Source organism: Methylobacterium sp. Leaf85 (assembly GCF_001422125.1).
GTDB lineage: Bacteria > Pseudomonadota > Alphaproteobacteria > Rhizobiales > Beijerinckiaceae > Methylobacterium > Methylobacterium bullatum.
In genome coordinates, this window is sequence record NZ_LMME01000030.1 from 82,172 (window position 1) to 105,739 (window position 23,568).

The 23,568-nt window shown below is 67.7% G+C and carries 21 protein-coding genes; 5 read left to right on the forward strand and 16 right to left on the reverse strand.

Features of this window, described 5'->3' with window-relative positions; genetic code table 11:
- Nucleotides 1–131: 131 nt before the first annotated feature.
- From ASF08_RS15235 to ASF08_RS15260, 6 genes are all read right to left on the reverse strand, one after another.
- The gene (locus tag ASF08_RS15235; RefSeq protein WP_056147160.1) at nucleotides 132–1,058 is read right to left on the reverse strand and encodes a histone deacetylase family protein; all 927 of its coding nucleotides are present in this window, start codon (nucleotides 1,056–1,058) and stop codon (nucleotides 132–134) included.
- Nucleotides 1,059–1,125: 67 nt separating this feature from the next.
- Complete coding sequence (locus ASF08_RS15240) at nucleotides 1,126–1,926, reverse strand: inositol monophosphatase family protein (protein ID WP_200931868.1); 801 nt, start codon at nucleotides 1,924–1,926, stop codon at nucleotides 1,126–1,128.
- Entirely contained in the window at nucleotides 1,926–2,864 is a 939-nt protein-coding gene (locus tag ASF08_RS15245) for a phosphotransferase (RefSeq protein ID WP_056146816.1), read from the reverse strand. The genes ASF08_RS15240 and ASF08_RS15245 overlap by 1 nt, the downstream gene beginning before the upstream one ends.
- 34 nt (nucleotides 2,865–2,898) lie before the next feature.
- Nucleotides 2,899–3,849 (reverse strand): phosphotransferase family protein, encoded by a 951-nt coding sequence (locus ASF08_RS15250; RefSeq protein WP_056146818.1) that lies wholly within the window; start codon nucleotides 3,847–3,849, stop codon nucleotides 2,899–2,901.
- Nucleotides 3,846–5,168: a Zn-dependent hydrolase gene (locus tag ASF08_RS15255; protein ID WP_056146820.1), complete on the reverse strand. Its 1,323-nt coding sequence runs from the start codon at nucleotides 5,166–5,168 to the stop codon at nucleotides 3,846–3,848. The genes ASF08_RS15250 and ASF08_RS15255 overlap by 4 nt, the downstream gene beginning before the upstream one ends.
- Nucleotides 5,143–5,895, reverse strand: a complete 753-nt coding sequence (locus ASF08_RS15260; protein WP_056146822.1) for a DeoR/GlpR family DNA-binding transcription regulator — start codon at nucleotides 5,893–5,895, stop codon at nucleotides 5,143–5,145. The genes ASF08_RS15255 and ASF08_RS15260 overlap by 26 nt, the downstream gene beginning before the upstream one ends.
- Before the next feature lie 721 nt (nucleotides 5,896–6,616).
- On the opposite strand from ASF08_RS15260, the gene ASF08_RS15265 reads away from it, so the two are divergent.
- The 3 genes from ASF08_RS15265 (at nucleotide 6,617) to ASF08_RS15275 (ending at nucleotide 9,780) form a co-directional block, all read left to right on the forward strand.
- Nucleotides 6,617–8,092 (forward strand): carbohydrate porin, encoded by a 1,476-nt coding sequence (locus tag ASF08_RS15265; RefSeq protein WP_056146824.1) that lies wholly within the window; start codon nucleotides 6,617–6,619, stop codon nucleotides 8,090–8,092.
- 216 nt (nucleotides 8,093–8,308) lie between these two features.
- Nucleotides 8,309–8,872: a YcxB family protein gene (locus ASF08_RS15270; RefSeq protein ID WP_056146826.1), complete on the forward strand. Its 564-nt coding sequence runs from the start codon at nucleotides 8,309–8,311 to the stop codon at nucleotides 8,870–8,872.
- Between the two features lie 134 nt (nucleotides 8,873–9,006).
- Nucleotides 9,007–9,780: an MOSC domain-containing protein gene (locus ASF08_RS15275; RefSeq protein ID WP_056146829.1), complete on the forward strand. Its 774-nt coding sequence runs from the start codon at nucleotides 9,007–9,009 to the stop codon at nucleotides 9,778–9,780.
- 261 nt (nucleotides 9,781–10,041) lie between these two features.
- Here the strand turns inward: ASF08_RS15275 and ASF08_RS15280 are convergent, their stop codons facing one another.
- From ASF08_RS15280 to ASF08_RS15315, 8 genes are all read right to left on the reverse strand, one after another.
- Nucleotides 10,042–11,598: an amidase gene (locus tag ASF08_RS15280; protein WP_056146831.1), complete on the reverse strand. Its 1,557-nt coding sequence runs from the start codon at nucleotides 11,596–11,598 to the stop codon at nucleotides 10,042–10,044.
- A 60-nt stretch (nucleotides 11,599–11,658) separates the two neighbouring features.
- Nucleotides 11,659–12,378: an ABC transporter ATP-binding protein gene (locus ASF08_RS15285; RefSeq protein ID WP_056147164.1), complete on the reverse strand. Its 720-nt coding sequence runs from the start codon at nucleotides 12,376–12,378 to the stop codon at nucleotides 11,659–11,661.
- Nucleotides 12,379–12,437: 59 nt separating this feature from the next.
- Nucleotides 12,438–13,205: an ATP-binding cassette domain-containing protein gene (locus ASF08_RS15290; RefSeq protein ID WP_056146833.1), complete on the reverse strand. Its 768-nt coding sequence runs from the start codon at nucleotides 13,203–13,205 to the stop codon at nucleotides 12,438–12,440.
- Complete coding sequence (locus ASF08_RS15295) at nucleotides 13,202–14,290, reverse strand: branched-chain amino acid ABC transporter permease (protein ID WP_056146835.1); 1,089 nt, start codon at nucleotides 14,288–14,290, stop codon at nucleotides 13,202–13,204. The genes ASF08_RS15290 and ASF08_RS15295 overlap by 4 nt, the downstream gene beginning before the upstream one ends.
- Complete coding sequence (locus ASF08_RS15300; protein WP_056146837.1) at nucleotides 14,287–15,153, reverse strand: branched-chain amino acid ABC transporter permease; 867 nt, start codon at nucleotides 15,151–15,153, stop codon at nucleotides 14,287–14,289. The genes ASF08_RS15295 and ASF08_RS15300 overlap by 4 nt, the downstream gene beginning before the upstream one ends.
- A gap of 11 nt (nucleotides 15,154–15,164) precedes the next feature.
- Nucleotides 15,165–16,415, reverse strand: a complete 1,251-nt coding sequence (locus ASF08_RS15305; protein WP_147833176.1) for an urea ABC transporter substrate-binding protein — start codon at nucleotides 16,413–16,415, stop codon at nucleotides 15,165–15,167.
- Nucleotides 16,416–16,643: 228 nt separating this feature from the next.
- Nucleotides 16,644–18,329: a methyl-accepting chemotaxis protein gene (locus ASF08_RS15310; protein WP_056146839.1), complete on the reverse strand. Its 1,686-nt coding sequence runs from the start codon at nucleotides 18,327–18,329 to the stop codon at nucleotides 16,644–16,646.
- A gap of 260 nt (nucleotides 18,330–18,589) precedes the next feature.
- The gene (locus ASF08_RS15315) at nucleotides 18,590–18,802 is read right to left on the reverse strand and encodes a DUF2934 domain-containing protein (RefSeq protein WP_018043320.1); all 213 of its coding nucleotides are present in this window, start codon (nucleotides 18,800–18,802) and stop codon (nucleotides 18,590–18,592) included.
- Nucleotides 18,803–19,311: 509 nt separating this feature from the next.
- On the opposite strand from ASF08_RS15315, the gene ASF08_RS15320 reads away from it, so the two are divergent.
- Together ASF08_RS15320 and ASF08_RS24910 are read left to right on the forward strand one after the other, a co-directional pair.
- Nucleotides 19,312–20,436 (forward strand): metallophosphoesterase, encoded by a 1,125-nt coding sequence (locus ASF08_RS15320; RefSeq protein ID WP_056146841.1) that lies wholly within the window; start codon nucleotides 19,312–19,314, stop codon nucleotides 20,434–20,436.
- A gap of 424 nt (nucleotides 20,437–20,860) precedes the next feature.
- Nucleotides 20,861–21,424 carry a hypothetical protein gene (locus ASF08_RS24910; RefSeq protein WP_156629613.1) on the forward strand — a complete coding sequence of 188 codons (564 nt, stop codon included), beginning with the start codon at nucleotides 20,861–20,863 and terminating at the stop codon, nucleotides 21,422–21,424.
- Nucleotides 21,425–21,727: 303 nt separating this feature from the next.
- On the opposite strand, the gene ASF08_RS15325 is transcribed toward ASF08_RS24910, so the two are convergent.
- Together ASF08_RS15325 and ASF08_RS15330 are read right to left on the reverse strand one after the other, a co-directional pair.
- Nucleotides 21,728–22,363: an NAD(P)-dependent oxidoreductase gene (locus ASF08_RS15325; protein ID WP_056146843.1), complete on the reverse strand. Its 636-nt coding sequence runs from the start codon at nucleotides 22,361–22,363 to the stop codon at nucleotides 21,728–21,730.
- Between the two features lie 44 nt (nucleotides 22,364–22,407).
- Nucleotides 22,408–23,385, reverse strand: a complete 978-nt coding sequence (locus ASF08_RS15330) for a sensor histidine kinase (RefSeq protein ID WP_056146845.1) — start codon at nucleotides 23,383–23,385, stop codon at nucleotides 22,408–22,410.
- Between the last annotated feature and the right edge of the window lie 183 nt (nucleotides 23,386–23,568).

Here is a 23,568-nt window from a genome sequence, read left to right on the forward strand (position 1 = left end):
TCTACGCAGCTTTGCCATATCGACGCCACACATAGTTTGCCGGTCTTATATGTGTACTTTCATACAAACAGAATTGTGTTGATCGAAGCTCGGCTGTACTGACGGGAGCGACTGTCCCGGATCGATTCCGCTCACGCTCCCATGAGCACCGACACATGGGCGGCGACCGAATCCCCGAGCCCCTTGAGGTCGTACCCGCCCTCCAGCAGCGACACGATCCTGCCGTCGCAGGTGCGGTCGGCGATCTCCATCACCTGGGCCGTGGCCCAGGCGAAATCCTCGGCCTCCAGCATCAGGTTGGCCAGCGGGTCGCGCCAATGGGCGTCGAACCCGGCGGAGATGACGATGAGGTCGGGTTTGAACGCCTCGAGACGGGTGAGGATGCGGCTTCGCATCGCCTCCTTGAAGGCGTCGCCATCGGCGAAGGGCTTGAGCGGCGCGTTGACGATGGTGCCGTGCTCGCCCTCCTCGGACACCGCGCCGCTGCCGGGATAGAGCGGCATCTGGTGTGTGGAGCAGAACAGCACCGACGGGTCCGACCAGACGATGTCCTGCGTGCCGTTGCCGTGATGCACGTCCCAATCGACGATGGCCACGCGCTCCGCCCCGTGGATTTTCCTGGCGTGAAGGGCGGCGATCGCCGCGTTGTTGAACACGCAGAAGCCCATCGCCTTGGTGCGTTCCGCGTGATGCCCCGGCGGCCGCATGGCCGAGAAGGCGTTGCGGGCCGCCCCCGTCATCACGAGGTCGACACCCTGCACCGCCGCACCGACACCGCGCAGGACGCAATCCATGGTGCCGGGCGAGAGCACCGTATCGGAATCGAGATGGGCAAGCCCCTCGCTCGGTACCGAGCGGAGGATGGCGCGGACCCATTCCTCGGGATGGGCGAGGAACACCGATTCGAGGGCGGCGGCGTCCGGCGAGCGACGGTCGAGGCCGGAGAAGTCCGCCGTCCCGAGGGCCTCCCGGACCGCCTTCATGCGCTCCGGCCGCTCGGGATGTCCGTGCGGCGTGCGATGCTCCAGCGAAGCCGCATGATGGAACAGGACGGTCATGGACATCTCCCCTCGTCAATCTGGCATTGGGTATACCAGCTTGAACGAGGGATGACAGGAGCGGGGATCAGGCTCGCAGGCGCCGGAGGGCCTCGGCGTGGAGGCCGGCATTGGCCGCGGCCACGATCCGTCCGTCGAAGGCGGGCGTCAGGGGGCGACCGTCCCAGTCTGTCATCACGCCGCCCGCCCCTTCCACCACCGGCACGAGGGCCATGACGTCGTAGACCTGGAGCCCGGCTTCCACCACGAGATCGCAATGACCGCTGGCGAGGAGGCCGTAGGCGTAGCAATCGCCGCCGAAGCGGCGCAGGCCCACCGCTCCGCTGAGCCGTGCGAAGGCCTCCGCATCCGCGCCCACGAAGATGTCCGGGGAGGTGGCGAACAGGCGGGCCTCGTGAAGGTGCCTGTCGCTCGTCCGGGCGGGCAGAGCGCCGAACCACGCCGCGTCGCCGGTGCCGCACCAGCGTTCCCCGAGCGCCGGCATGTCGATGACGCCGACGATGGGCCGCCCCTCCGAGACCAGGGCGATGAGCGTGCCGAAGAGCGGCATGCCGGTGATGAAGCTCTTGGTCCCGTCGATCGGGTCGATCACCCAGGTGAGCGGCCGCTCGAAGTCCCCGCCCTCCTCCTCGCCGAGGATGCCGTGGTCGGGATAGACGCTGCGGATTTCGGCGCGCAGCAGGGATTCGATGGCGCGGTCGGCGGCGGTGACCGGGCTCGCATCGGCCTTGGCTTCCACCGGCAGTTCGGTGCGGAAATAGTGCCGGGCGAGGGGGGCGGCGAAATCGGCGAGGCGATGGGCGAAGGCGAGGACATCCACCTTCGTCGCCCCGTCCCCGGACGGGATCGCCAATGCGTCCACGCCCATCACAGGCGCCTCAGCCAGAGCGGCCAGTCGGGGTGATGGAACAGGGTGCGGGCCCGCATGTGCTTCCAGGTTCCGTATTTGTAATAGTCGAAATCGAGGGTGGAGACGGCCTCCTGGATCATCGCCCAGGTCGCCCATTTGAGATCGCCCAGCGCCTTCAGCACCGCGACCCGCGCGTCGATCTCAGGGGTCCAGCGGCCGAAATAGGCCTCGATCATCTCGCGCTCGATGATGTCGGGGAACGCCATCTCGTCGAACCAGAGGGCGAGCTCGTAGGCGCGCTCGTTGTTGGAGGCGTATTCGAAGTCGACCAGCAGGACCGTGTCGGACGCGTCAATCATGAAGTTGCCGGCCAGCGTATCGTTCATGCACGGCACGAGATCGAGGCCGGAGGCCGTCATGGCCGCCTTCGCCTCGGCCACGCAGCGCATCAGATGGGCCTGGTCGGCGGGGAGCCGGCCGCCCACCTCCGCCACCTGCTCCACATGCTCCTCGATCATCGCGAAGATCGTCTTCGTCAGCCCGAGCGGCGGGGAATCGTTGAAGGCCTTCAAAGCCTTCACGGCGTTATGGCGGACGGCGGGGCGCAGGAAGTCGAGGTTCGAGGAGGCGCGGTAGCCCTCGACGAAGGCGAAGATCTCGACGCCGGCCTCGGGCAGGTAGTCGATCACCTCGACGCCGTAGCCGCAGGCATGGGCGCGGCGGCTGGCTTCGTTGGCGTGGTCGCGGGTGATGAACATTTCGGTGCCGCGACCGGGCATCTTCACGAAGACATCCCGCGCGTCCCCGATGGCGACGTGCCAGTTGGTGTTGCTGATGCCACCCGCCACCGGCCGGTAGCGCATCGGCCGGCCCTGCCAGGAGGCGATGCCGGCGAGCACGCCCTCCAGGGCGCGCTCGCCCTCGCTGATGCCGTCGCCCAAGCCTGTCCAGCTCATCGCCGTTCGCTGCCTTCCGTTTCGAATGTCCGTGTCACAGCTGGCGCAGCCAGCTTTCGAAATCGCGTGCGCCCATGGTCGTGCGCGCATGCAGGAGCCGCCAGGTTCCGTATTTGTAGAACTCGATTCCGCTGCGCGCCGAGGTGACCGCACGGGTGACGCCCCAGAGGCCGCCCATCACGTCGTCGACCGCGCCGTAGAGGCGGCAGCGGTTGTAGAGGCGCTCGTCGAACCGGCCGGCATAATGCTCCACCGCCTCGCGCCGCTCGGGTTCGAAGGCGCAGGCCTCGTTGAGGAGGGCGCCGACGTCGAACCAGGGGTCGTTGTCGCCGGCGAGGTCGAAATCGACGAGACGGATCTCGCCCTCCCCGATCATGACGTTCGAGGCGATGCCGTCATTGTGGCAGAAGGCGAGGTCGATCCCCGACGCATGGATGGCCTCGCGCACGAGCGCCATCGTCGCCACCAGCCGGTCGGTCCCGTCGGGAAGCGGCGCGTCGGCGGCGCGGGCTTCGGCCGCGAGGCTCTCGATCCGCCCGAAGGGGCAGAATCGATGGCCGAGCTGGCCGTCACCATGGAGCCGCTTCTTGGCGTCCAGCACCTTGGCCAGGACCGCCCCGTCCTGAAGGTCGCCGACGCGGGCATAGCGCCAGGGCTCGGGCAGGTAGGCGAGGCCGAGCGCCCCGTCCACCTCGTGGACCACCTCCGGGGCGATTCCGAGATGTGCGGCCTTGCGGGCCGCCTGCCCGGCCACGGGCGTCACGTCGCCCACCATGTCGGCGTGGCGGAGCTTGAGGAAGACCGGCTCACCCTCGCGGAACGTGACCAGGACGCAATCCGATGCCACGGCCCGGTGGGTCGGGGACGCCACCGGCGCTGCGGCCAGCCCATAGCGAGGCTGGCGCGCGATCCAGTCCGGCCGCGTGGCGATGACGGCCTCCACGCGGTGGTCGAAGGCGGTACCGGCCTCGCCGTAGGCTATCATCGCTCCCCTCCGAACGCGTCGTTCGGCCGCCTGACGAGCAAGGCCCGTTCCGGAGATCCGCCGGCGCGGCACAGGCGCCATGCGGCGCGCAAGGCCACCGAAAGCCCGGCTTCGAGATCGGCCGGCCGCGTCAGCTCGGCCTCGTTATGCGCGATGCCCCCGACGCTGGGGACGAAGACGATGCCGGTGGGGCATTGGCCGAGCAGGCTGATCGCGTCGTGGCCGGCCACGGTATCCATGCGCAGCGACCGCAGGGAGGTCTCCTCGGCACAGGCGGCGACGAGATCGCACACGGCCTCCGGCAGGCTGCGGATCGGCCGCAGCGTCCGGCCGGGGATCGCCGCGACGACGCCTGCGCGCTCCGCCGCTTCCGTGATCGCCGCCTCCGCCATGAGGGCCGCATCGGTGAGGAGGGCATTGTCGGCCGAGCGCAGTTCCACGCTCAGTTCCACCCGCGCGGGCACCACGTTGGGGGAATTGGGCTCCACCAGGATGCGGCCGACGGAGGAATGGAAGCGGCCGGGCCAGCGCTCGGCGATCTCCCTCACCTCGGCGATGAGATAGGCGGCGGCGAGCAGCGCGTCGCGCCGGCGCGGCATCGGGGTCGGGCCGGTATGGGCCTGCTCGCCGGTGAAGACCACGTCGATCTTGGCCGCCCCCCAGTTGCGGGTGACGATGCCGATGCTCGCCTTGGCCTTCTCCAGGACGAGGCCCTGCTCCACGTGGAGTTCGAGATAGCAGGCCGGGAGCGGCGGCGGCCGGTCCGTGCCGAGGAACCCGATCCCGTCCAGGGCCTCCCGAAGGGTGATCCCGGCATCGTCGCGGCTGGACAAGGCCTCCTCGATCCGGCGCGCGCCCGCATAGGCGCCGCTTCCGAGCAGGCTCGGCCGGAAGCGCGCGCCCTCCTCGCCGGTCCAGTTCACCGCGCAGAAATCTGCCCCGAAGGTCTCGCCCGCCCGCCGCGCCCGCATCAGGGCGGCGCCGATGCCGGCGGCCGCCGCCACGCCGTAGGTCCCGTCGAAGCGGCCGGCCTTCGGCTGGCTGTCGAGATGGGAGCCCATCATCACCAGGGGGGCGCCCGGACCGTCGGTGAGAGGAAAGACGGCGAATTGGTTGCCGACCCCGTCGACGAGGATGTCGGCCCCCGCCTCTCGGGCGGCCTCGGCGAAGAGTCGACGGGCCTGCCCGTCCTCGGCCGAGGCGCAGAGCCGGGTGATGCCGCCGCCCGGCGTCGCCCCGCAGGCGGAGATCTCCGCGAAGAGCGCGTGGAACGCGCGCGCCGTCGCTGCCGCGTCAGGAGCTGATGAGATCGATGTCATGCTGGGTGAAATGATCCAGGAACGGCTGTGGCGGCGGCCGGTCGGTGACGAGGGTGAGCCGTTCCGAGAGGCCGAAGGTGCAGAGGTTCGCCTGACGCCCGAACTTGCGGGAATCGGCCAGAAGCACGCTCTGGCGCGCCTGGCCCCGCAGCACCTTCCGCAGGGCGGATTCGTGCTCCTCGTAATCCATCCAGCCATGGGTGAGGTCGCAGGCCGCGATACCCATGAAGGCGAGGTCGAAATAGAAGCGCTGCGCGTAGGCCACCGTCTCGTAGCCCACCAGGGCGTTGTCCCGCGCCCGCAGCATCCCCGGCGTCAGGTTCACCCGCGCGGGGCCGCTGCCGAGATGGAGCGCCACGTCGATGGAATTCGTCGTCACCGTGAGGTTGCGGCCGCTGAGGCGGCGGGCGAAGGCGAGCGTCGTGGTGCCGGTATCGATGAAGATCGACATCCCGTCGCGGATCAGCCCCTCGGCATTGGCCGCCACCTTCGCCTTCTCGCGCGGGTTGGTCTTGCCCCGCTCCTGGAGCGGCCGGTCCTGGTCCAGGCGGGGTGGCACCGCGCCCCCGTGGATCCGCCGCAGGACGCCGCGCTCCTCCAGCACCTTGAGGTCGCGCCGGATGGTCTCCTCGGAGACCCGCAGATAAGCGGCCACGTCGGAGACGCCGACCCGCCCCGTCCCGTTCAGACGGGACAGGATCTCCTGGTAGCGGTGGTCGGTCAGCATCGGCGTCGGCGTCTCCCCAATCCGCGAAAGAGTAGCGATTTTGGTGAGCCGAGGCCGCAGGAAAACACGTGTCCCACAGGGTGTTTCCCACGGAGATTGCAATCGCGTCGCTCGTGCCGGGGGAAGCCGCCAGCGCTACCCGTTTCCGGAACCCTCCGGCGATCGGGAGCCGCGCCGGAGCCGGATGGGCGGGATCGGGCAGATCCAACGCGTCGGCCTGTCCTGTCCGATTGATCATGCCGCCAGAATCACGCTGCCTGAGCCGAGATGACGAGGGATGCCGGTGTCGCTTTCCATGACGACACGTGACGGCCGGACCTCAGCGGAAAGGTCCCCGGCGCAGGTCGCCTGTCAATCTGATTCTGACCGAAATGTGGGATTTATGAGTATTTGCCTGAATTTTCCGCCTTATGCCATCTGTGGGATCACACATGCCCGTTTCCGTGCCCGGTTTGTCCGTCCGGCTCCCGCAGGTCCGCTGCGTCAGGCTTCTTGAGCCTGCTTCTTCTGGTTGAATATCAATCGTTTAGCGTCGAGAACACAATCTGCCGGTGTCGTGCAAAGAATTCGGGTGAGAAATGGAACTTTTCTCGAGTGCGCTCCCCGTTGTGGCACTGGCCTTGCGGAACCCTCCCAATCTCACAATTCTCCGCGCCTGGGCTCCTCCGACGAGCACGAGACCCGAAAGGCGCGGGGAACAGCAGCAGGGGGACGTTCGACGATGCCGAGAGACGCGACAGAGAAACCCGCGAGCGCCGCCGTCGCGCGCTCCGCTCGCCGCACCGGGCTTCCGGTTCTCCTGGGCGGTGCGTTCCTCGCCGCGGGCATGCTGTCCGCCGAGGCTCAGACCGCCTCGCCCGTCGGCGAGCTCAACGCCCAGACGCAGCCGCGCACCGACCGGGACATCGCCTCGAAACCCGCCGATCCCGTGCGCACCGGGCCGCTTGCGCCCTGGGCCACCGACATGGCGGCGCGGGGACTGACCTTCGACGTCAACATCTACGATTTCTACCAGGCCAATCCGAGCGCCGGCCTGCGCACGGGCGAGCAATCGAACGCCGCCTATTTCGTGCTCAGCATGACGGCCGACATGCAGAAGCTCGCCGGCATCGCCGGAGGCTCGATCAACTTCACCCAGACCTTCTTCGGCCTCGTGCGCAACCTCAACATGGCCGGCGACATCGGCGACACCACGGTGGGCTACCAGCCGCCCTACACGCCCAACAGCACCCGCCTCTCGCTGCTGACCTATCAGCAGAAGCTCCTCGACGACCGCCTCGTGGTGGAGGTCGGCCGCACGCATCCCGACCGCTATTACGGCCTGCCGCCGTGCAACTCGATCAATTCCTGCTTCCAGGACATGTTCTACTTCAATGCCGGCTTCACCTCGCCGCTCTTCGGCGTCTGGGGCGCCAACATCGCCTATAAGCTCTCGCCGACGACTTACATCCAGGCCGGCGCTTTCAGCGTGAACCCCAACACCAACGTCCTGTCGGGCTACGATTTCGGCTACGAGCGCCTGTCCGGCGCCGTCGTGATGACCGAGATCGGCCGCAAGACCGACTACACGATGGAGGCCTATCCCGGCCGCGTCTCGCTCACCGGCTTCTACAACACCGCCGACCACGACGATAACTTCAAGACCATCGCCGGCACGTCGAAGGGCCTCAATCCGGGCACTCCATCGTTGCAGAAATCCGGCACGTCGGGCGTCGTCCTCACCGGCACGCAGACCCTGTGGCGGGCCGATGGCGGGCGTGACGCGAGCAACCCGCATCCCACCGCGATCTCGGCCTATACCGGCACCGGCTACGCCTTCGATCCGACGATCCCGATCCGCTTCAACTCCTTCGCCGGCCTGCTGCTGTCGGCGCCCGACCAGGGCCGTCCCAACGACACCTACGGCATCAAGGCCAACTGGCAGCGGCTGAACCAGAACTATGCCGACTTCCTGTCGGATGCGAACTTCATCTCGGGCGGCACCGGCGAGCCCTATTCGCGCGACAAGTTCGTGTTCGAGGTCAACGCCCATTTCGATCTCGGCGCGGGCGTCGTCCTCGAGCCGGTGGTCCAGTACGTCGTCAACCCGAATTCCTTCTACAACCCCTATACGGCCCGCCGCGCCAAGGACGGGTTCTACGGCGGCTTCACCCTCGTCGTTCCCCTCGGCACGCTGCTGGGCCTGGCGCCGGGCTGATTCATCCGTCCGAGACGCGGCACCGCGTCTCGCGACCGACGACAGGGCTACGGATCCGCCGCCGGTCTCGCAGATCGGCGGCGGATCCGTTCTCGTTTCGGGGCGGCTGCGCGCCGGAAGAAGGCAGGCGGGTCCGGGGCGGGTTGAACCACCGATCCCGTCGCGGCAGAAGGTCGGCATTGCGCGCATCGCGTCGTTCGGACGTCAGGTCCCGTCATGCTCGAAACGAACACGTCCCCGCCCGCGCCCGGCGCCGCAAACAGGACGGAACTGGTCTACGAGGTTCTCAAGGCCGACCTCGTCGAGGCGGGTCGCACGACGTTCCGGGCCCAGATGAGACGACCGCGCCTGCGCCTGTTCCTGATCGGCTGCGCGGCCATGATGGTGGTCTTCGGTTTCGCCCAGAACGACGTCGTCGGCTTCGTCAGCTGGGTCATCATCGTCTGCCTCGTCGCGCTCCTCCTGCCGCACGCGATCACCAGGGTACTGATCCCCTGGCAGGCCGGCATGACGGTGAGGCGGGACGAGCGGTTCCGGCATCCCTGGCGCGCGATCATCGCGCCGGAGGCCTTCACCATCGCCACCTCGCAGGGGGAGACGCGCTATCTCTGGAGCGCGTTCACCTCCCGCCTGTCCTCCCCGGACATGACGCTTCTCATGCTGGGAACGCGGGTGTTCGTGCCGATCCCCGGCCGGGTCCTCTCCCCCGACGATCTGGCGGCGATCGACGCCCATATGGCGGCATCGCGGCCGGCCCCCGCCGCCGCGTCGCCGGCCTGATCCGGGGGAGCCCGACCGCGGTCCGCGCCGTCGCCGAGACGGCCGGGATCGCACCGGGGATCCTGCGCAAAACAGCGTATGGCGCATCGGCCCCGCCCCCGGCATCGAGGGTGCACATCCCCAAGGAACCCGCCATGCCCGCCGTCGACGCCCTCTACCGCTATCCGATCAAGGGTCTGTCGGCCGAGGCCCTGACACGCCTGAGCGTCACCCCGCAGGACGGGCTCGCCCATGACCGGGAATACGCCCTGGCGCTGGGGACCACCCGGTTCGATCCGGAGAAGCCGGAGCCCCTGGACAAGGGCTTCTTCCTGATGCTGCGCAACAACACGGCGCTGGCGGCCCTTTCGACGCGGCTCGACCCCGAAAGCCATCGCCTGACGATCCGGCGCGACGGGGAGGAGGTGTTCGCCGCCGACTTGTCCACCGAGGCCGGGCGTGCCGGGACGGAGGCGTTCTTCGCCGATTACCTCGGTGAGGAGACTCGCGGGCGACCCCGCCTCGTGCGGAGTGAGAACCACAAGTTCACCGATGCCAGCGTGCTCTCACCGGTGATGATGCGCGCGATCTCGGTGGTGAACCTCGCCTCGGTGAGGGCGCTGTCCGAGGCGACGGGGCGGGAACTCGATCCCCTGCGCTTCCGCGCCAACATCCATCTCGACGGGCTGGAGCCGTGGCAGGAGCTCGATTGGGTGGGGCGCGCGCTCAACATCGGCCCGGTGCGCCTGCGCGGCCTCGCCCGCACGCCGCGCTGCGGCGCCGTCAACGTCAACCCGAAGACCGCCGAGCGCGACGCGAACCTGCCGAAAGCCATCATGAAGCATTTCGGGCATGTGGACCTTGGGATCTATCTCGAGGTCGTCGAGGGCGGCACGATCGCCACGGCGGATGGTGTCACCCTCGGCTGAGGGAGGTCCAATCCCCGGCCTACGAGACTCACACATGCCGCGGACCACGCGGGTCGCCTCTCCTTCCAGGAGAGGGAGCCCGTCGCGCCTCATGTCGAACCCTGTTGATAGAGAGAAAACCCGTCGAGCAGATGTGTGGATCCAAGAGCTCGCCGAAGGGGGCTCCGCCAGCCTCCGTAAGCTGAGGGTCGCCCAACCACCCCCACCTCCAACTCCTCCCCACAAGGGGGAGGAGGGCCTCGGGTCAGGCACGCTCCGTCCTCAGCTTGGCCTCACCAGGCTCGGCGCCTTGCGGTAGCCGGTGGCCGCCTCGTAGGCATAGGCGTAGCCGAGGAGGTCGGCCTCGCTCCACATCCGGCCCACGAAGATCAGGTTGAACGGCGAGCCGCTGGCATAGGCCCCGGCCGGCAGCGTCACGCCGGGCAGGCCGGCGATGTTGATCTCGCAGACCGTGGTCTCGTTGATGGCGAGGCCGCCATGCAGGGGCGGCAGTTCATCGCGCATCTGCGGGAAGACGAGCCCGTCGAGCCCATTCTCGTCCATGACCCGGTTGAAGATGTCGAGATAAGCCTCTCTGAGGGCGAGGAAGTCCGATAGATCGGGCGGCCGCGTCGGGTCGGCCAGGATCGCCTCGAAGACCGGATATTGGTGCAGGTAGCGCAGCACGCCCTTGGGGCCGAACGCATCCTCCTCTGCCGTCGCCTCGGCGAAGGACGCGACGCTCCGCAGCGCGGCGCTCCCCCCGAGGCGCTGCAGGTAGAGATGCAGGTCGTAGGGCACGGATTCCATGCCGCGGGCATCGAAATAGTTCAGGCCCTCGGTGGGCTCGGCGAGGGCCGCGAAGCCCGTGCCGGCGAAGGGATCGGCGATCAGGGTCGCGCCGCAGGCGGCGATCTCGCCCTGCGCCCGCGCGTAGAGGTCAGTCGCCTCCGCCGAGAGCGGCAGGTCGCGCCAGCCGGGTCCGAACAGGCCGAGGCGCTTGCCCTGCAGCCCGTTCCTGTCGAGCTTCGAGGTGTAGCCGCCCTTGGGCCGCTTGCCGATGCCGGCCACGGTCTTGGGGTCGGCGGCGGTGTAGCCGGCCAGCACGTCGAGGGTCAGCGCCGCGTCGCGCACGCAGCGGGCGATGGGGCCGACCACGTCGCGGGTGCTGCCGGCCAGGGGCACCACCCCGGCATTGGGGACGAGGGCGAAGGTCGGCTTGATGCCGACCAGTCCCTGCGCCGAGGCCGGGTTCTGGATCGAGCCGCCGGTCTCCTCGGCGAGGCCGAGCACCGCGAGGCTGGCGCCCACCGCCGTGGCCGTGCCGGCGCTGCTGCCGCCGGGCAGGCAATCGGGCGCCGCCGAATTCAGGGTCGGTCCGGCCCAGCTGTCGTTGGCGTGGCTGCCGGTGGCGCTGAGGACGGGGACGTTGGTCTTGCCGAGCATGACGCAGCCGGCCGCCCGCATCCGCGCCACGACGGGCGAGTCGGTCTCGGGGATCAGGTCGACGCCGCCGGCCTTGGCGCTGAGGAAGCGCCAGCCCGCCGTGGTCGGCAGCCCGGCCATGTCCATCGGGTCCTTGATCACCACCGGCACGCCGGCCAGCGGTCCCAGCGCCTCGCCGGCGGCGCGGCGCGCGTCGATGGCGCGGGCGTCGTCCAGCGCCTGCGGGTTCATGACGATGATGGCGTTGTAATGCGGGTTGTAGGCGGCGATCCGGTCGAGGAAGGCCAGCGTCAGCGCCTCCGAGGTGACCCCGCTGGCGAAAGCGTCGGCCACGTCGGCCAGGGTCATCTCGACGATGTCGAGGTCGGGGCTTGGTGTCGGGGCGGCGGCCATCGCGCAATGTCTCCTTGGTTGGAATGGATGGAAGGACTGTACGGGATGAGGCCGGCGGCCTCACTCCATGCCGACGAATTCCTCGATCATCGCCCGGTCGCGGGCGATCTCGGGCGGGATCTCACGGGTGACGACGCCCTTCTGCAGGATCAGCACCCGCTCGGAGAGGCCGGCGATGAAGGTGAGGTTCTGCTCGACGAGCAGGATCGTCAGGCCGCGCGCCCGGCCGATCGCCTGCAGCGTCTCGATGATCTCCTCGATGATCGAGGGCTGGATGCCCTCCGTCGGCTCGTCGAGGAGGAGGATGCGGGGATTGCCGCACAGGCAGCGCGCCAGCGCCAGCAATTGCTGCTCGCCGCCCGAGAGTGCCCCGCCCGGCCGGTCGAGATAGGCCTTCAGCCGGGGGAAGACGCTGAGGCTATCCGCGATGGTCTCGTCCTCGTCCCTGTCGGAGAGAAGACAGCCCATGCGCAGGTTCTCGCGCACGCTCAAGGTCGCGAAGATCTCCCGCCCTTGCGGCACGAAACCCATGCCGAGCCGCGCCCGCGCCGTGGGCGAGCGCCGGGCAATGTCCTCGTCCCCAAGGCGGATGCGGCCGGCGGTGACGGGGAGGTAGCCCATCAGGGTGCGCAGCAGGGTCGTCTTGCCCATGCCGTTATGGCCGAGGATGCCCACGAATTCGCCCTCCCCCACGGTCAGCGAGACGCCGCCGAGGATCGGGATGCGGCCGTAGCCGGAATGCAGGCCCTCGACGGACAGGAGGGCGGGCCGTGCCGCCATGGCGTTGGCGTCCGGGCTGGAGGAGAGCGGCAGCGTTTCGATCGCGTTCATGGCGCGGCTCATGCGGCCTGCTTGCCGAGATAGACGTCGCGGACGCGCTGGTCGGCGAGCACCCGTTCCACGCTGTCTTCCATCAGGATGCGGCCCTGGTTGAAGACGGTGACGGTCCTGGCGATCATCCGGATGAAGGGCATGTCGTGCTCCACCACGATGAGGGCATGGGTGCGGTTGATCTCGCGGATGAGCTCGGCGGTGCGGTGGACCTCGTCATGGGTCATGCCGGCGGCGGGCTCGTCGAGGAGGATCAGCTCCGGTTCCTGGGCCAGCACGGTGGCGATCTCGACCCATTGGCGCTGGCCGTGGGCGAGCTGGCCGACATTGCGTTCGGCGATGGCCGTGAGCTGGAGCCGGGTCAGGGTCTCGTCGACGATGGACCGCGTCCGGGCGATGGACTTGCGCCGCCCGGCCGCCACGAACACGTTCTCGCGCACCGACAGGCCGTTGAAGACGTTGGGCACCTGGGTCTTGATGCCGACCCCGAGCCTCGCGATCCGGTGCGGCTCGGCCCCGGTGATGTCCGTGTCGCGGAAGCGGATGCGGCCCTCGGTGGGCGTCAACTGCCCGGTGAGCATCTTGAAGAAGGTGCTCTTGCCCGCGCCGTTGGGGCCGATGAGGCAGCGCAGCTCCACCTCGCCGAGGGTGAAGTCGACATTGCCCACCGCCGTCACCCCGCCGAAGCGCATGGTGACGCCCTTGGCCTCGACGAGCGGGCGAAGCGGCGGGCGGACCGGGGAAGCCGGCGCCGCCGCTGTCGTGGTGATGCTCATGGCCGGACCTCCCCTGCCAGCGCCTCGCGGGCGGGATCGGCGGGTTTGCCCGCCTTCGCCTCGACGATTTTGGCCTTGAAGAGCTTGGCGGGGAGTTCGGGAAGGCGCATCAGCAGGGTCCTCACCACCGGCAGGAGTCCCTGCGGGATCAGCAGGACGAACGCCACCAGGACGATGCCGAGGCCGAGATTGGAATCGACGACGTTCTGCGAGCCGGCCTCGATGATGAGCCACTGGATCAGCACCGCGCCGAGCATCGGGCCGACGAGGGTGCCGAGGCCGCCCACCAGCACGAAGATGATCACCTGCGCCGACATCGACAGGCCGAACACGGTGGGGCTGATGAAGCCGCCCCAATTGGCATAGAGGCAGCCCGCGAGCCCGGCGACGGCGCCCGAGATCATGAAGGCGAGGAGCTTGTACAGGCGCGGATCGTAGCCGATGAGCTGCGCCCTGGTCTCGTTCTCGCGGATCGCCACCACGACGCGGCCGAAGCGGCTGGCCAGCACCCAGCGCAACAACGCGTAGACCAGGATCAGGGCGCCCATGGCGGCGTACCAGACGCCGTCATTGTCGAGCGGGTTGCCCGCGTCGCCGAGCTTGTTCAGCGCCGGGATCGCCGGGATGCCGTTGAACCCGCCGAGTTCCGCCTCGCCGATCCGGTACTGGCTGCCGGAGGTGGTGTTCACGAGCTGGAACAGGATCACCGAGACGGTGAGCGTGATGACGCCGATATAGGCGTCCGAGATCCGGCCGTAGAACATGAAGTAGCCGAGCAGCCCCGCGAACAGGGTCGGCACCAGGATGGCGATGAGGATCGGCAGTGTGCTGTCGCCCATGTTGATGACGGAGACGGCGTAGGCGTAGCCCCCGAGCCCGAGGAAGGCGGCCTGCCCGAAGGACATCACCCCGCCATAGCCCCAGATGAAGCCCTGGCTCAGGGCGAACATGGCGAGTGCTGCAAAGCCCGTGGCCTGGACGAGGCCGAACGTGTCGAGGGCGTGCGGCGCCCCGAACAGGATGCCGAGCATGACGCCGAGGGTGACGAGGAACCCCATGGCGGAGCGGCGGGCGACGGGATTCATAGGCTGCGCCTCAGGTAGCGGCCGGTGATGCCCTGCGGCAGCACGCGGATCAGCAGGATCGCGGCGACGAGGAGGGCGACGTCGCCGATGACGGGCGTGGTCCTGAACGAGACCAGTTCGTTGATGACGCCGAACACCGACGAGGCGAGGCCCGTGCCCGTGACGATGGCCGGCCCGCCGCCGAGCACGGTGATGAAGGCGCGGGAAATGTAGGCCGCCCCCATGGACGGGGAGACGCCGGAGATCGGCGCGAGCACGCCGCCGGCCAGCCCCGCGAGGGCCGCGCCGAGGCCGAACGTCGCCATGTAGATGCGGTCGGGCGACACGCCCATGGCTGCGGCCATGCGCGGGTTCTGCATGGTGGCGCGCAGGATCAGCCCGAACTTCGTCATGCGCAGCAGGAGGAACATGCCCGTCAGCACGGCGAGCGCCGTGGCGACGATGACGAGGCTGTAGAGGCTGGCGCCGTAGCGGCCGATCTCGAAGCTCCCGACCGGCGTCGAGACGCCCCGCACGACGTTGCCGTAGAGCGTGGTGATGAGGCCGATCAGCCCGAGGCTGATGCCCCAGGTCGCCAGCATCGTGTCCATCATCCGCCCGTAGAGGAAGCGGATGACGGTGCGTTCGAGGATCAGCCCCACCGCCCCCACCACCAGGGGCGGCAGGACCAGCATGGCGATCCAGATGTTCACCCCGGCACCGTTCGCCATCACGGCGGTGTAGGCGCCGAGCATCATGAACTCGCCATGCGCCAGGTTGATGATGCGCATCATGCCGTAGATCACCCCCAGACCGAGGGTGATCAGGACCAGGGTGGCGATGCCGGTGAGGACGTTGAAGGTCAGGAGCCCCGCGAGATCCATGAAGAGGCGCCTCAGCCCTTCAGGTCGGGCGTGAACTGCTTGTTCATGCGCGGGTTCTTCACGAGGTCGCAGGCGCCGCCGGTATCGGCCGGGAACGAATCCGGGAAGGTCGCCAGCTGCTCCCATTTCCGGTCCTTGGGCCGGGCGAGATAGGTGTTGCGGATGGTGTGGTGGGTGCCCGGATCCATCGTCACCTTGCCCGTGGGCGAGTCGATGCTGATGCCGCTCTCCAGCGCCGCCACGACGGCGTCGCGCTCGATCGAGCCGGCCTTCTTCACCCCCTCCGCCCAGAACATGATGCCTTCGTAGGTGGCGGTGTCGAGCTCGCTCAGATCGGTGACGTCGGCGCCGAACTTGGCCTGCATGCCGGCGACGAAGGCCTTGCTCGCGGGCGTGTCGAGGTCGTTGTACCAGCCGTAGCAGGTGAGGATGCCGTTGGTGGTGGAGGTGTCCATGGTGGTCAGCTCGTCGCCGAGGCCGAACACGCTGGCGCCCATGGGGATCTTGCCCTTCATGCCGGCGGCGTCCCACTGCCGGTAGAAGCCCGAATGGTTGGCGCCGACGAGGGCGGAGAGGACGATCTCCGGCTGGGCCTGCTGGATGCGGCTGATGGCGGAGGAGAAGTTCGTGACGTCGAGGGGGAAGAAGTCGGTGCCGGCCACGGAGCCGCCGCCATCCTTCATGAACTTCGTCATCCAGCTCGCGGTGATGTGGCCGTAATTGTAGTCCGCGGCGACGATGTAGGCCTTCTTGCCCCAGTTCTTGAGGGCGTAATCGACGATGTGGTTGACGGTCTGGGCCGGGGTCGAGCCGGTGCAGAAGACGTTGCGGTCGCAGACGCCGCCCTCGTACTGGGTGTTGTAGAAATAGAGGGTCTTGGAGCGGCCGAAGATCGGCCGGATCGCCTCGCGCGAGGCCGAGGTGATGCCGCCCTGGATGACGTCGACCTTGTCCTTCAGGGCGAGGGTCTGGGCGTATTGCGTATAGAGTTGCATGTTGGACTGGGTGTCGTAGGCGATCAGCTTGATCGGCCGTCCGAGCAGGCCGCCGGCCTTGTTGAGCAGTTCCACCGTGTATTCGGTGGTCTCGATCATCCGCTTGCCTTCGAGCCCGAGCGCCCCGGTCCCGTCGAGGAGGCTGCCGAGCTTGATCGGCTCCGCCGCGAGGCCGTTGCGCGCGAAGAACGGCATCGCCACCGCGCCGCCCGCCCCTGCCAAACCGAGCTTGAGCGCATGGCGACGGTTCATCGTGCCCTTGGTCATCGATATCACTCCGCTTCGTGCCGTCTGCACGGACGATCGCCGCCGGCCGCGCCGGAGTGACGTAACAAGATCGATGCCAACAAATCTCACATTACGGGCAAGGTCGGGCGAGCGCGCCGGATGCCTCCTCCATAGGCAGGGCGAGGACCGTTTCGCCTCGCCTCAAGGCACGAAAGCCACAGATCACGCACGTGCCGCATCGGCGCGGAGAGCGTCCCGCGTGGCCGGTCAGGCGGCGCGCACGGTGGCGAGGAACCGGGCCACCTCCGTGCCGAGATGGTCGGATTGCTGCGACAGCGCCGAGGCCGAGGCCAGGACCTGGCTCGCGGCGGCGCCGGTCTCCTCGGCCGCGTTCGCGACGCTGGCGACGTTGGCGGTGACCTGTCCCGTCCCCATGGCCGCCTGGGACACGTTGCGGACGATCTCCTGGGTGGCGGCGCCCTGTTGCTCCACGGCGGCGGCGATGGAGGTGGCCACGGTGCTGATCTCGCCGATCCGCGTGGTGATGGTTCCGATCGCCGAGACCGCCTGTCCCGTCGAGGCCTGGATGCGGCCGATCTGGTCGCCGATCTCCTGGGTCGCGCGGCTGGTCTGGCTGGCGAGCTGCTTCACCTCGGCGGCGACCACGGCGAAGCCCCTGCCCGATTCACCGGCCCGCGCCGCCTCGATGGTGGCGTTCAGCGCCAGCAGGTTGGTCTGCCCGGCGATCTCCGAAATGATCGACACCACGTCGCCGATCCGGCCCGCCGCCAGGCTGAGTTCCTCGACGAGGGAGGCGGTCCGTGCCGCCTCGTTCACCGCGAGGGTGGCGAGATTGGCCGATCCGTCGACCTGACGGCCGATTTCCTGGACCGAGGAGCCGAGCTGTTCGGCCGCCGCCGCCACGGTGTTGACGTTGGAGGCCGCCTCTTCCGCCGCCGCCGCCACAGTCAGGGATTGCGAGGCGGTGTGCGTGGCCGTCGCCGTCATCGCGCGCGCGGTCCCCTGGAGCTGGCTCGCCGCCGCCGCCACGGTGCCGACGATGCCGCCCACGGCCCGTTCGAAATCCCCCGCCAGCCTGTGCATGGCGGCCTGCCGCTGGGCTTCGGCGCCGGCGCGCGCGAGCACGGTCTCCTCCTCCAGGGCGCGCATCTCGATGAGGCGCGTCTTGAACACCTGCACCGCATCCGCGATCGTGCCGATCTCGGTCCCCTCCCCCTGGCGCGGGATCGCCACGGACAGGTCGCCCGAGGCCAGCGCCTGCATCGGCTCGACGACCGAGGCGATGCCACCGGTGACGCCGCGGATGATCCAGAACGCGAGCAAGGCCGACAGCACCAGGCCGCCGATGCCCGCGCCGAGGACGAGGGTCTCGGTGCGGTCGAAGGCCTGCCGGCTGGCGAGGCGGGACGTCTCCGCCACCTCGTTGTTGATGGCCACGAGCCGGTCCGCCAGGGAGGTGCACAGGCGCTGGAGTTCGGTGGACTTTCCCTGCAGCCGCTCGAGCCCATCCTCGTTCATCCCGCTGCGCGAGAGATCGAGGATCGCCTTGTTCTCCTTCTGGTAATCGAGCCAGGTCGTGGTGAGCGTGTCGTAGACGGCCTTCTCGCCGGGGGAGGTGGCCAGACTCGCATACTCGGCCAGGATGCGGGTGACCTTGCCCTGACGGTCGATGATCTCGGCATCGTAGCGCGTCTTCGAATCCGGATCGATCGCGCCGAGATGGCGATAGATGCTGATGGCGTAGCGCCCGATCCAGCCGGAGATCTCACCGGCCTTGGCGACGCTCGGCAGAGCGTCCGACTGCACGCTCACCAGATGTCCGTTGATCGTCCGGGTGGCGGTCAACGCCACGGCCCCCAAGCTCACGAGGAGCAGCGTCGTGATCGAGAAGGCGCCGATGAGGCGCGCGCGCAGGGAAAGGCGGCTCAGCATGAAAAGCGTTCCGGTGACGGGAAGCCATCTCTGGATGGTATCCGACCGGAAGGTGCGCAAAATATCTAAATAATTCTTAAAGCGGAGCGGAGGCCCTCTTCGAGATTTGTCGCCAAAACCCAGTGCACATGATCGCGCGTTGTGCGTTTTGACTATCATCGTGCAAGAATTGCCCGAATTTAGTCATGCGATCATGCATTTCTGACATGAGCGTTATGTGCGGGTAATGCGGTTACGGGCAAGATCGTCTTGCCGTTCGCTCACGCTTGCTGGGGCGGGAGGGAATCGCCGCCCTCCGTCGCCTCGGCCCTCGCCGCACGGTCCCGCTCGGCCCGCAACTCCTTCTCGGCCATGAGCCAGAACTCGATCTCGAACCCCATCGGCTGGTGATTGCGCTCCCAGAGTTCATAGGCGCGCCGGCGGATCTGATCGAATGTCGGCCCCGTGGCGCGGGCCGTCGCATCCCGCATCATCTGTGCCGTGCCTCGTGCTGATCCTGCCTCATCCGAACCCTGTTTCAGCATTCCCCGCCGGCCTCGTTTCGCGTCTGTCGCGTGTGATGTGGATGGGGCCATGGCATGGCCCCGGCGCCGGGACATTTACACATGGCAAGAGCGGGACCGATGTCGGGCCATTCCCCGCGACGGCTCCCGGATCGACAACGGTCCATCTCGAGCCAGGGCGCCTCGGCGCCGTTGTCGCACATGCAAGAGGCGGGCGCGCGCCCGCGGGAGGGAGATGGACCGTACGGGAGGGCTCTTTCCGCGCGTCCTCCACCCGGGCGGGTCGCAGGACGAGAACGGGCCGTCGGACGTGAAATCCCCCGCCCCCTTCGGCGACAGCGAGTGTGCTCGGAAGCACGTGATGGCGTGTGCGAGGTGGATCGATGCGTCCCGCGCCGCGCGGTCGATGATATGGCCTCGTTCCACGCGGGAGCAGGATCGGCTCCGTGCCGATCGTCCACCGTCGCCGATACGAGAGCATGTTCCACCTGATCTTCGATTTGCCCTGCCTGTACGTCATCACCAGGGTACTCTGGCCCCTGCCATGGCCGCTCGCCGTGAAGGCCGGCGTCGCCGTCCTCCTGCTCGTCGCGTCGCAGTACCATCTGTGGAGCCGCCTCTCGTCCGGCTCGGTCTTCGCGCCCGAGTTTCCCCGGCTGCTGATCGTGCTGTTCAACTGGGCCTTCGGGGCGATCGTCCTCCTGGCGGCGATGCAGCTGGCCCTCGACGTCGTGGCGCTGGCCTCCAAGGTCATGCCCGGCGGAGGCTGGGCGATCCCGGCCGGCTGGCGCTACGCCGAGGCGGCGCTGGCCATGCTCCTGTCGGCGGTGGCGGTGCAGCAGGCGGTGCGGGTGCCGCCGCTCAAGGACGTCACCGTCGAGATCGAGAACCTGCCGGCCGGTTTCGACGGCTTCACCCTGCTCCAGCTGACGGACCTGCATCTCAGCCGCCTGTTCCCGGCGGCCTGGGCGCGGGAGGTGGTGACGCGATCCAACGCGCTCGGCGTCGATCTCATCGTCATCACCGGCGACCTGATCGACGGGACCCTCGCATCGCGCCGCGCCGACGTCGAACCGTTGCGGGGTCTCCGTGCCCCGGACGGGGTCTGGGTGATCCCCGGCAACCACGAGTATTTCTTCGACTACGCGGGGTGGATGCGCCGCTATGCCGAGCTGGGCATGGGCGTGCTGGAGAACCGGCATACGGTCCTGAGGCGCGGTGCCGATGCGTTGGTCCTCGCGGGCGTGACCGACCTGTCGGCGTCGCATTCGGGCCGGCCGGTGCACGACCTCGACGCCGCTTTGGCCGGTGCCCCGCCCGATGCCCCCATCGTCCTCCTCGACCATCAGCCGAAGGATGCGGCGCGGGCGGCCGCCAAGGGGGTGGCCCTGCAGCTCTCCGGGCACACGCATGGCGGGATGATCCGGGGCCTCGACCGCCTGGTCGCCCGCGCCAATGCCGGCTTCGTCTCCGGCCCCTACGCGGTCGGCGCCATGACGCTCTACGTCAACAACGGCACGGGGCTATGGCCCGGCTTCGCCTTGCGGCTCGGGCCGCCCTCCGAGCTGACGCGCATCACGCTCCGGGGCAAGCCGCGATCCTAGACCTGCGCGCGACCGCGTTGGGGTGGGTGCAGCTCTGGTGGTGAAAATCTGACGTTTGGTCCACGCTGCCGGGGCCGCTTTCGATCCTTCACAGACCCTCGGAAGGACCACTTCTGGGTATCTTGATCGAACAGATGCGTATGGCTGCGTTGAAGCTGAAGGCCGCTCTGCAACGCAAGACCAAGGCCAGATCAACCCGTAAGGGCCTCGTTAATCCTTGGTCGTGTGTAATCATGGCGTGACATACTCCTCGGCCATCCAGAAACTTTATGGCGAACTCGCTGCCTCAATGGTGCGCGCGACTACCGGTTTCTGTGAGCCGCATGCCCGTGCTGGCGCTAGACTTCGTGGCCCATCAGTCTCGGCATTTCAAGTCGCATACGCTGAACTCTCGAGGCTACGATTAGCCTCTCGTGAGGGTATCTTGCTCGTCGATAGTGACGAAGTGGCAAACTTCGTCGCGGAGGTAGTTCTGTCGGATCAATCTAATTATCCTCCTATAGATGAGGTGCTTGAGGCTTGGCTGTCCTTATTTGTCGGCCAATTGGATTATGCATGTTCGAAGCGCCTGCCTTTTACACCGCATCCGGATATCAAACTTGCCATGGATGCGCTCGCAAGCTGCGGGTATGCACAGCGGCTCATCGATAACTTTATATGGACCGAAGAGATTGGCCGCGCCATGCTAATGAGCGGCTTGTGGAACGAAGATGGATTGTCGTGGGAAGAGCTCAACGAACGAGAAATTGATTTAGACATGCGCAAAGCGCTTGCCTCCATCCCGGACGATGTCAAGCATGCAGCCCTTAGGAACGACCGTGTCGCAGTAGGAAAAGCTTTGGCGGCGCGTTGGATTAATGACGTGTGGTTACCTGACACTGCAGACGAAGCCCCATGGTGGCGCCTCGCCGCGATCGCTCCTGAGGTAATCCGCTTAATAGATTTGACCGAGGGTATTAGCTGCCCAAATATTAATGATGTTAATTAACTTATTTAATATAAATAAATCTGCTGAATAACAGGTTGTTTGAAGGCATATTTATTATCTTTACCTGCTATTGCTGGTCATGGGATGTACTAATAGGCTCGATTCGGGACGGTATATACAAAAATTTATGCTTGCAAATTGGGTTGGGGAGTAGTGTCCACTTCGGAGCGGAAGGTCAGAGTCTGCCTCCCACCCACTTCGGACGCTCACGGTGGGTTCCATTCGTCAGGTTTTTAACCACCAGCCCCTTGTTGCGCCGCGCTTTTTCTCCCCAAACCGGCATCTACTTCGGCGAAGAGCGCTCTAGCCGATGAGGACGACGGCCTTGCGCTCGTAGGATCGCCCGTCGATCTCGCCGGCGATGAAATGCGCCACGTCGGCCCGGGAGATCAGGCCGTTCCGCCAGGATGAGGGTTCCGTCAGGACCTTGTAGCGTCCCGTGGCCGAGCCGGGCGTCAGCACGCCGGGCCGGACGAAGGTCCAGTCCAGGCCGCTTCGGCGGATCCGCATCTCCTGGGCGTCCTTGTCGTCGTAGGCCCGCCCGAACACGAGGCGGAAGGGGATGCGCTGCAGCAGGCCGATGGCGTCACGGCTGTCGCCGGTGCCGAAGCCCGTCACGGAGAGGATGCGCCGCACGCCGGCTGTCTCCATGGCCGGCACCAGCACGTTGGTGGCCGCCGAGAACAGGGTCACCGGCCCGAGCAGGTTCTTCGCCGGCACGCCCAGCGCCTGCACCACGACGTCGATGCCCTCCAGGGCGGATGCGATATCGGCGGCGTTCAAGGCGTCGCCGGGGAAGCGTTCCAGCCCCTGGCCCGACAGCGACATGGTCGCGGCGGACCGGGCGAAGGCCCGCACGCGATGGCCGGCCGCCAGGGCCGCCTTCACGGTTTCCAGGCCGATGCCCTGGCTGGCGCCGATGACGAGGACGTGGGCCATGTCCGGTTTCCTGGTGGGTGAGGTGAAGAGGGACGGATGATCGGTCAGGCGACCGGGACCTGCATCGCGAAGCCGAGACCGGCCTCGTCGATCCGGCGGGTGAAGCTTCCGCCGAGGCTGCGTTCGATGGTCTGCTTCAACAGGCGGGATCCGAAGCCGCCGCCATCGGACGCGACCGCCCCCGAGGATGCCGAGGTCTCCTTCCAATCGAGCGTCAGCGTGCCGTCCGCAACGCGGCCCGTCACCGTCAGCGTGCCGCCTCCCGACAGGGCGCCGTACTTGGCCGAGTTGGTGGCGAGCTCGTGCAGGATCATGGCGTAGTCGTTGACCTTGTCGGGAGGCGCCACGGCGGCCTCCTCGACGTCGATCGCGATGTTGCCGCCGTCGAGATAGGGGGACAGGATCCGCTCGGCCAGCGTCCGCAGCCTGACGTTGCCGTGGTCGCCGGCCTGTGCCCGCGTGGCGAGGGTGGTGGCTTCGTGAAGCACGCCGAAGCGTTGCGACAGGTCCTCGGCGAAGTGCGGAGTCGACGTGGCGCCCCGGGCGACGATGGCGGTCAGCGCCCGGGCGACGGAGAACATGTTCGAGACGCGGTGAGCGAGCTCCGCCGTCAGGAGGTGCTCGGCCTCTTCGGCGCGTTTCTGCCGGGTGACGTCGAGAAAGATGGCCTGGACCCATTCGCCGACCTTACCGGCCTCCCCACCCACGCCGCGGGCGGAGACCCAGCGTGCGTGAGGGCCGTCGCCGATGCGGAAGTCGAAGCTGTAGGGGTGGGAATCCGTCTCGCTCGCCGCCCAGTCGCGCATCATCGCGCTGCGGTCCTCCGCGTTCACGCGCTCGAACAGGTCGTCGATGGGGACGACGGACTCGGAGGTTCCCCAGAACTCGCGGCAGAGCCCATCGAGCTGGGCCAGCCTACGCGTCGGTGACCAGGCCCATAGGGCGACACCGCCACGATGGATGGTGTCGGTGAAGCTCGCCAGCGTCCACTCGTAGCCAGTCGACGTCACATCCTCGGCCATGCAATTCCTGATCGATCCCTGAACACGGGCGATGCCGATCGCATCGCCGGGGGGACAAGCCGCACGGCCGTAATTTGCTCCCTCACGCCATCGTCATCATACAACCGCGGCGATCGTTTCTCCTTCTCCGGTCTGGGCTCGGGAAGGCAGGTCCGCGGCGGTCCATAGAGGGCGGCCCAGGTC

What these genes read in the sequence shown, in the direction of transcription:
- ASF08_RS15275 (WP_056146829.1), top strand. Translation starts at nt 9,007, where the DNA reads ATGCCCGCCGTCGACGCCCTCTACCGCTATCCGATCAAGGGTCTGTCG.
- ASF08_RS15325 (WP_056146843.1), bottom strand. Translation starts at nt 22,363, where the DNA reads ATGGCCCACGTCCTCGTCATCGGCGCCAGCCAGGGCATCGGCCTGGAA.
- ASF08_RS15245 (WP_056146816.1), bottom strand. Translation starts at nt 2,864, where the DNA reads ATGAGCTGGACAGGCTTGGGCGACGGCATCAGCGAGGGCGAGCGCGCC.
- ASF08_RS15295 (WP_056146835.1), bottom strand. Translation starts at nt 14,290, where the DNA reads ATGAATCCCGTCGCCCGCCGCTCCGCCATGGGGTTCCTCGTCACCCTC.
- ASF08_RS15305 (WP_147833176.1), bottom strand. Translation starts at nt 16,415, where the DNA reads ATGACCAAGGGCACGATGAACCGTCGCCATGCGCTCAAGCTCGGTTTG.
- ASF08_RS15280 (WP_056146831.1), bottom strand. Translation starts at nt 11,598, where the DNA reads ATGGCCGCCGCCCCGACACCAAGCCCCGACCTCGACATCGTCGAGATG.
- ASF08_RS15250 (WP_056146818.1), bottom strand. Translation starts at nt 3,849, where the DNA reads ATGATAGCCTACGGCGAGGCCGGTACCGCCTTCGACCACCGCGTGGAG.
- ASF08_RS15255 (WP_056146820.1), bottom strand. Translation starts at nt 5,168, where the DNA reads ATGACATCGATCTCATCAGCTCCTGACGCGGCAGCGACGGCGCGCGCG.
- ASF08_RS15240 (WP_200931868.1), bottom strand. Translation starts at nt 1,926, where the DNA reads ATGGGCGTGGACGCATTGGCGATCCCGTCCGGGGACGGGGCGACGAAG.
- ASF08_RS15260 (WP_056146822.1), bottom strand. Translation starts at nt 5,895, where the DNA reads ATGCTGACCGACCACCGCTACCAGGAGATCCTGTCCCGTCTGAACGGG.
- ASF08_RS15270 (WP_056146826.1), top strand. Translation starts at nt 8,309, where the DNA reads ATGCTCGAAACGAACACGTCCCCGCCCGCGCCCGGCGCCGCAAACAGG.
- ASF08_RS15310 (WP_056146839.1), bottom strand. Translation starts at nt 18,329, where the DNA reads ATGCTGAGCCGCCTTTCCCTGCGCGCGCGCCTCATCGGCGCCTTCTCG.
- ASF08_RS15300 (WP_056146837.1), bottom strand. Translation starts at nt 15,153, where the DNA reads ATGGATCTCGCGGGGCTCCTGACCTTCAACGTCCTCACCGGCATCGCC.
- ASF08_RS15285 (WP_056147164.1), bottom strand. Translation starts at nt 12,378, where the DNA reads ATGGCGGCACGGCCCGCCCTCCTGTCCGTCGAGGGCCTGCATTCCGGC.
- ASF08_RS15265 (WP_056146824.1), top strand. Translation starts at nt 6,617, where the DNA reads ATGCCGAGAGACGCGACAGAGAAACCCGCGAGCGCCGCCGTCGCGCGC.
- ASF08_RS15315 (WP_018043320.1), bottom strand. Translation starts at nt 18,802, where the DNA reads ATGATGCGGGATGCGACGGCCCGCGCCACGGGGCCGACATTCGATCAG.
- ASF08_RS15235 (WP_056147160.1), bottom strand. Translation starts at nt 1,058, where the DNA reads ATGACCGTCCTGTTCCATCATGCGGCTTCGCTGGAGCATCGCACGCCG.
- ASF08_RS15320 (WP_056146841.1), top strand. Translation starts at nt 19,312, where the DNA reads ATGTTCCACCTGATCTTCGATTTGCCCTGCCTGTACGTCATCACCAGG.
- ASF08_RS15330 (WP_056146845.1), bottom strand. Translation starts at nt 23,385, where the DNA reads ATGGCCGAGGATGTGACGTCGACTGGCTACGAGTGGACGCTGGCGAGC.
- ASF08_RS15290 (WP_056146833.1), bottom strand. Translation starts at nt 13,205, where the DNA reads ATGAGCATCACCACGACAGCGGCGGCGCCGGCTTCCCCGGTCCGCCCG.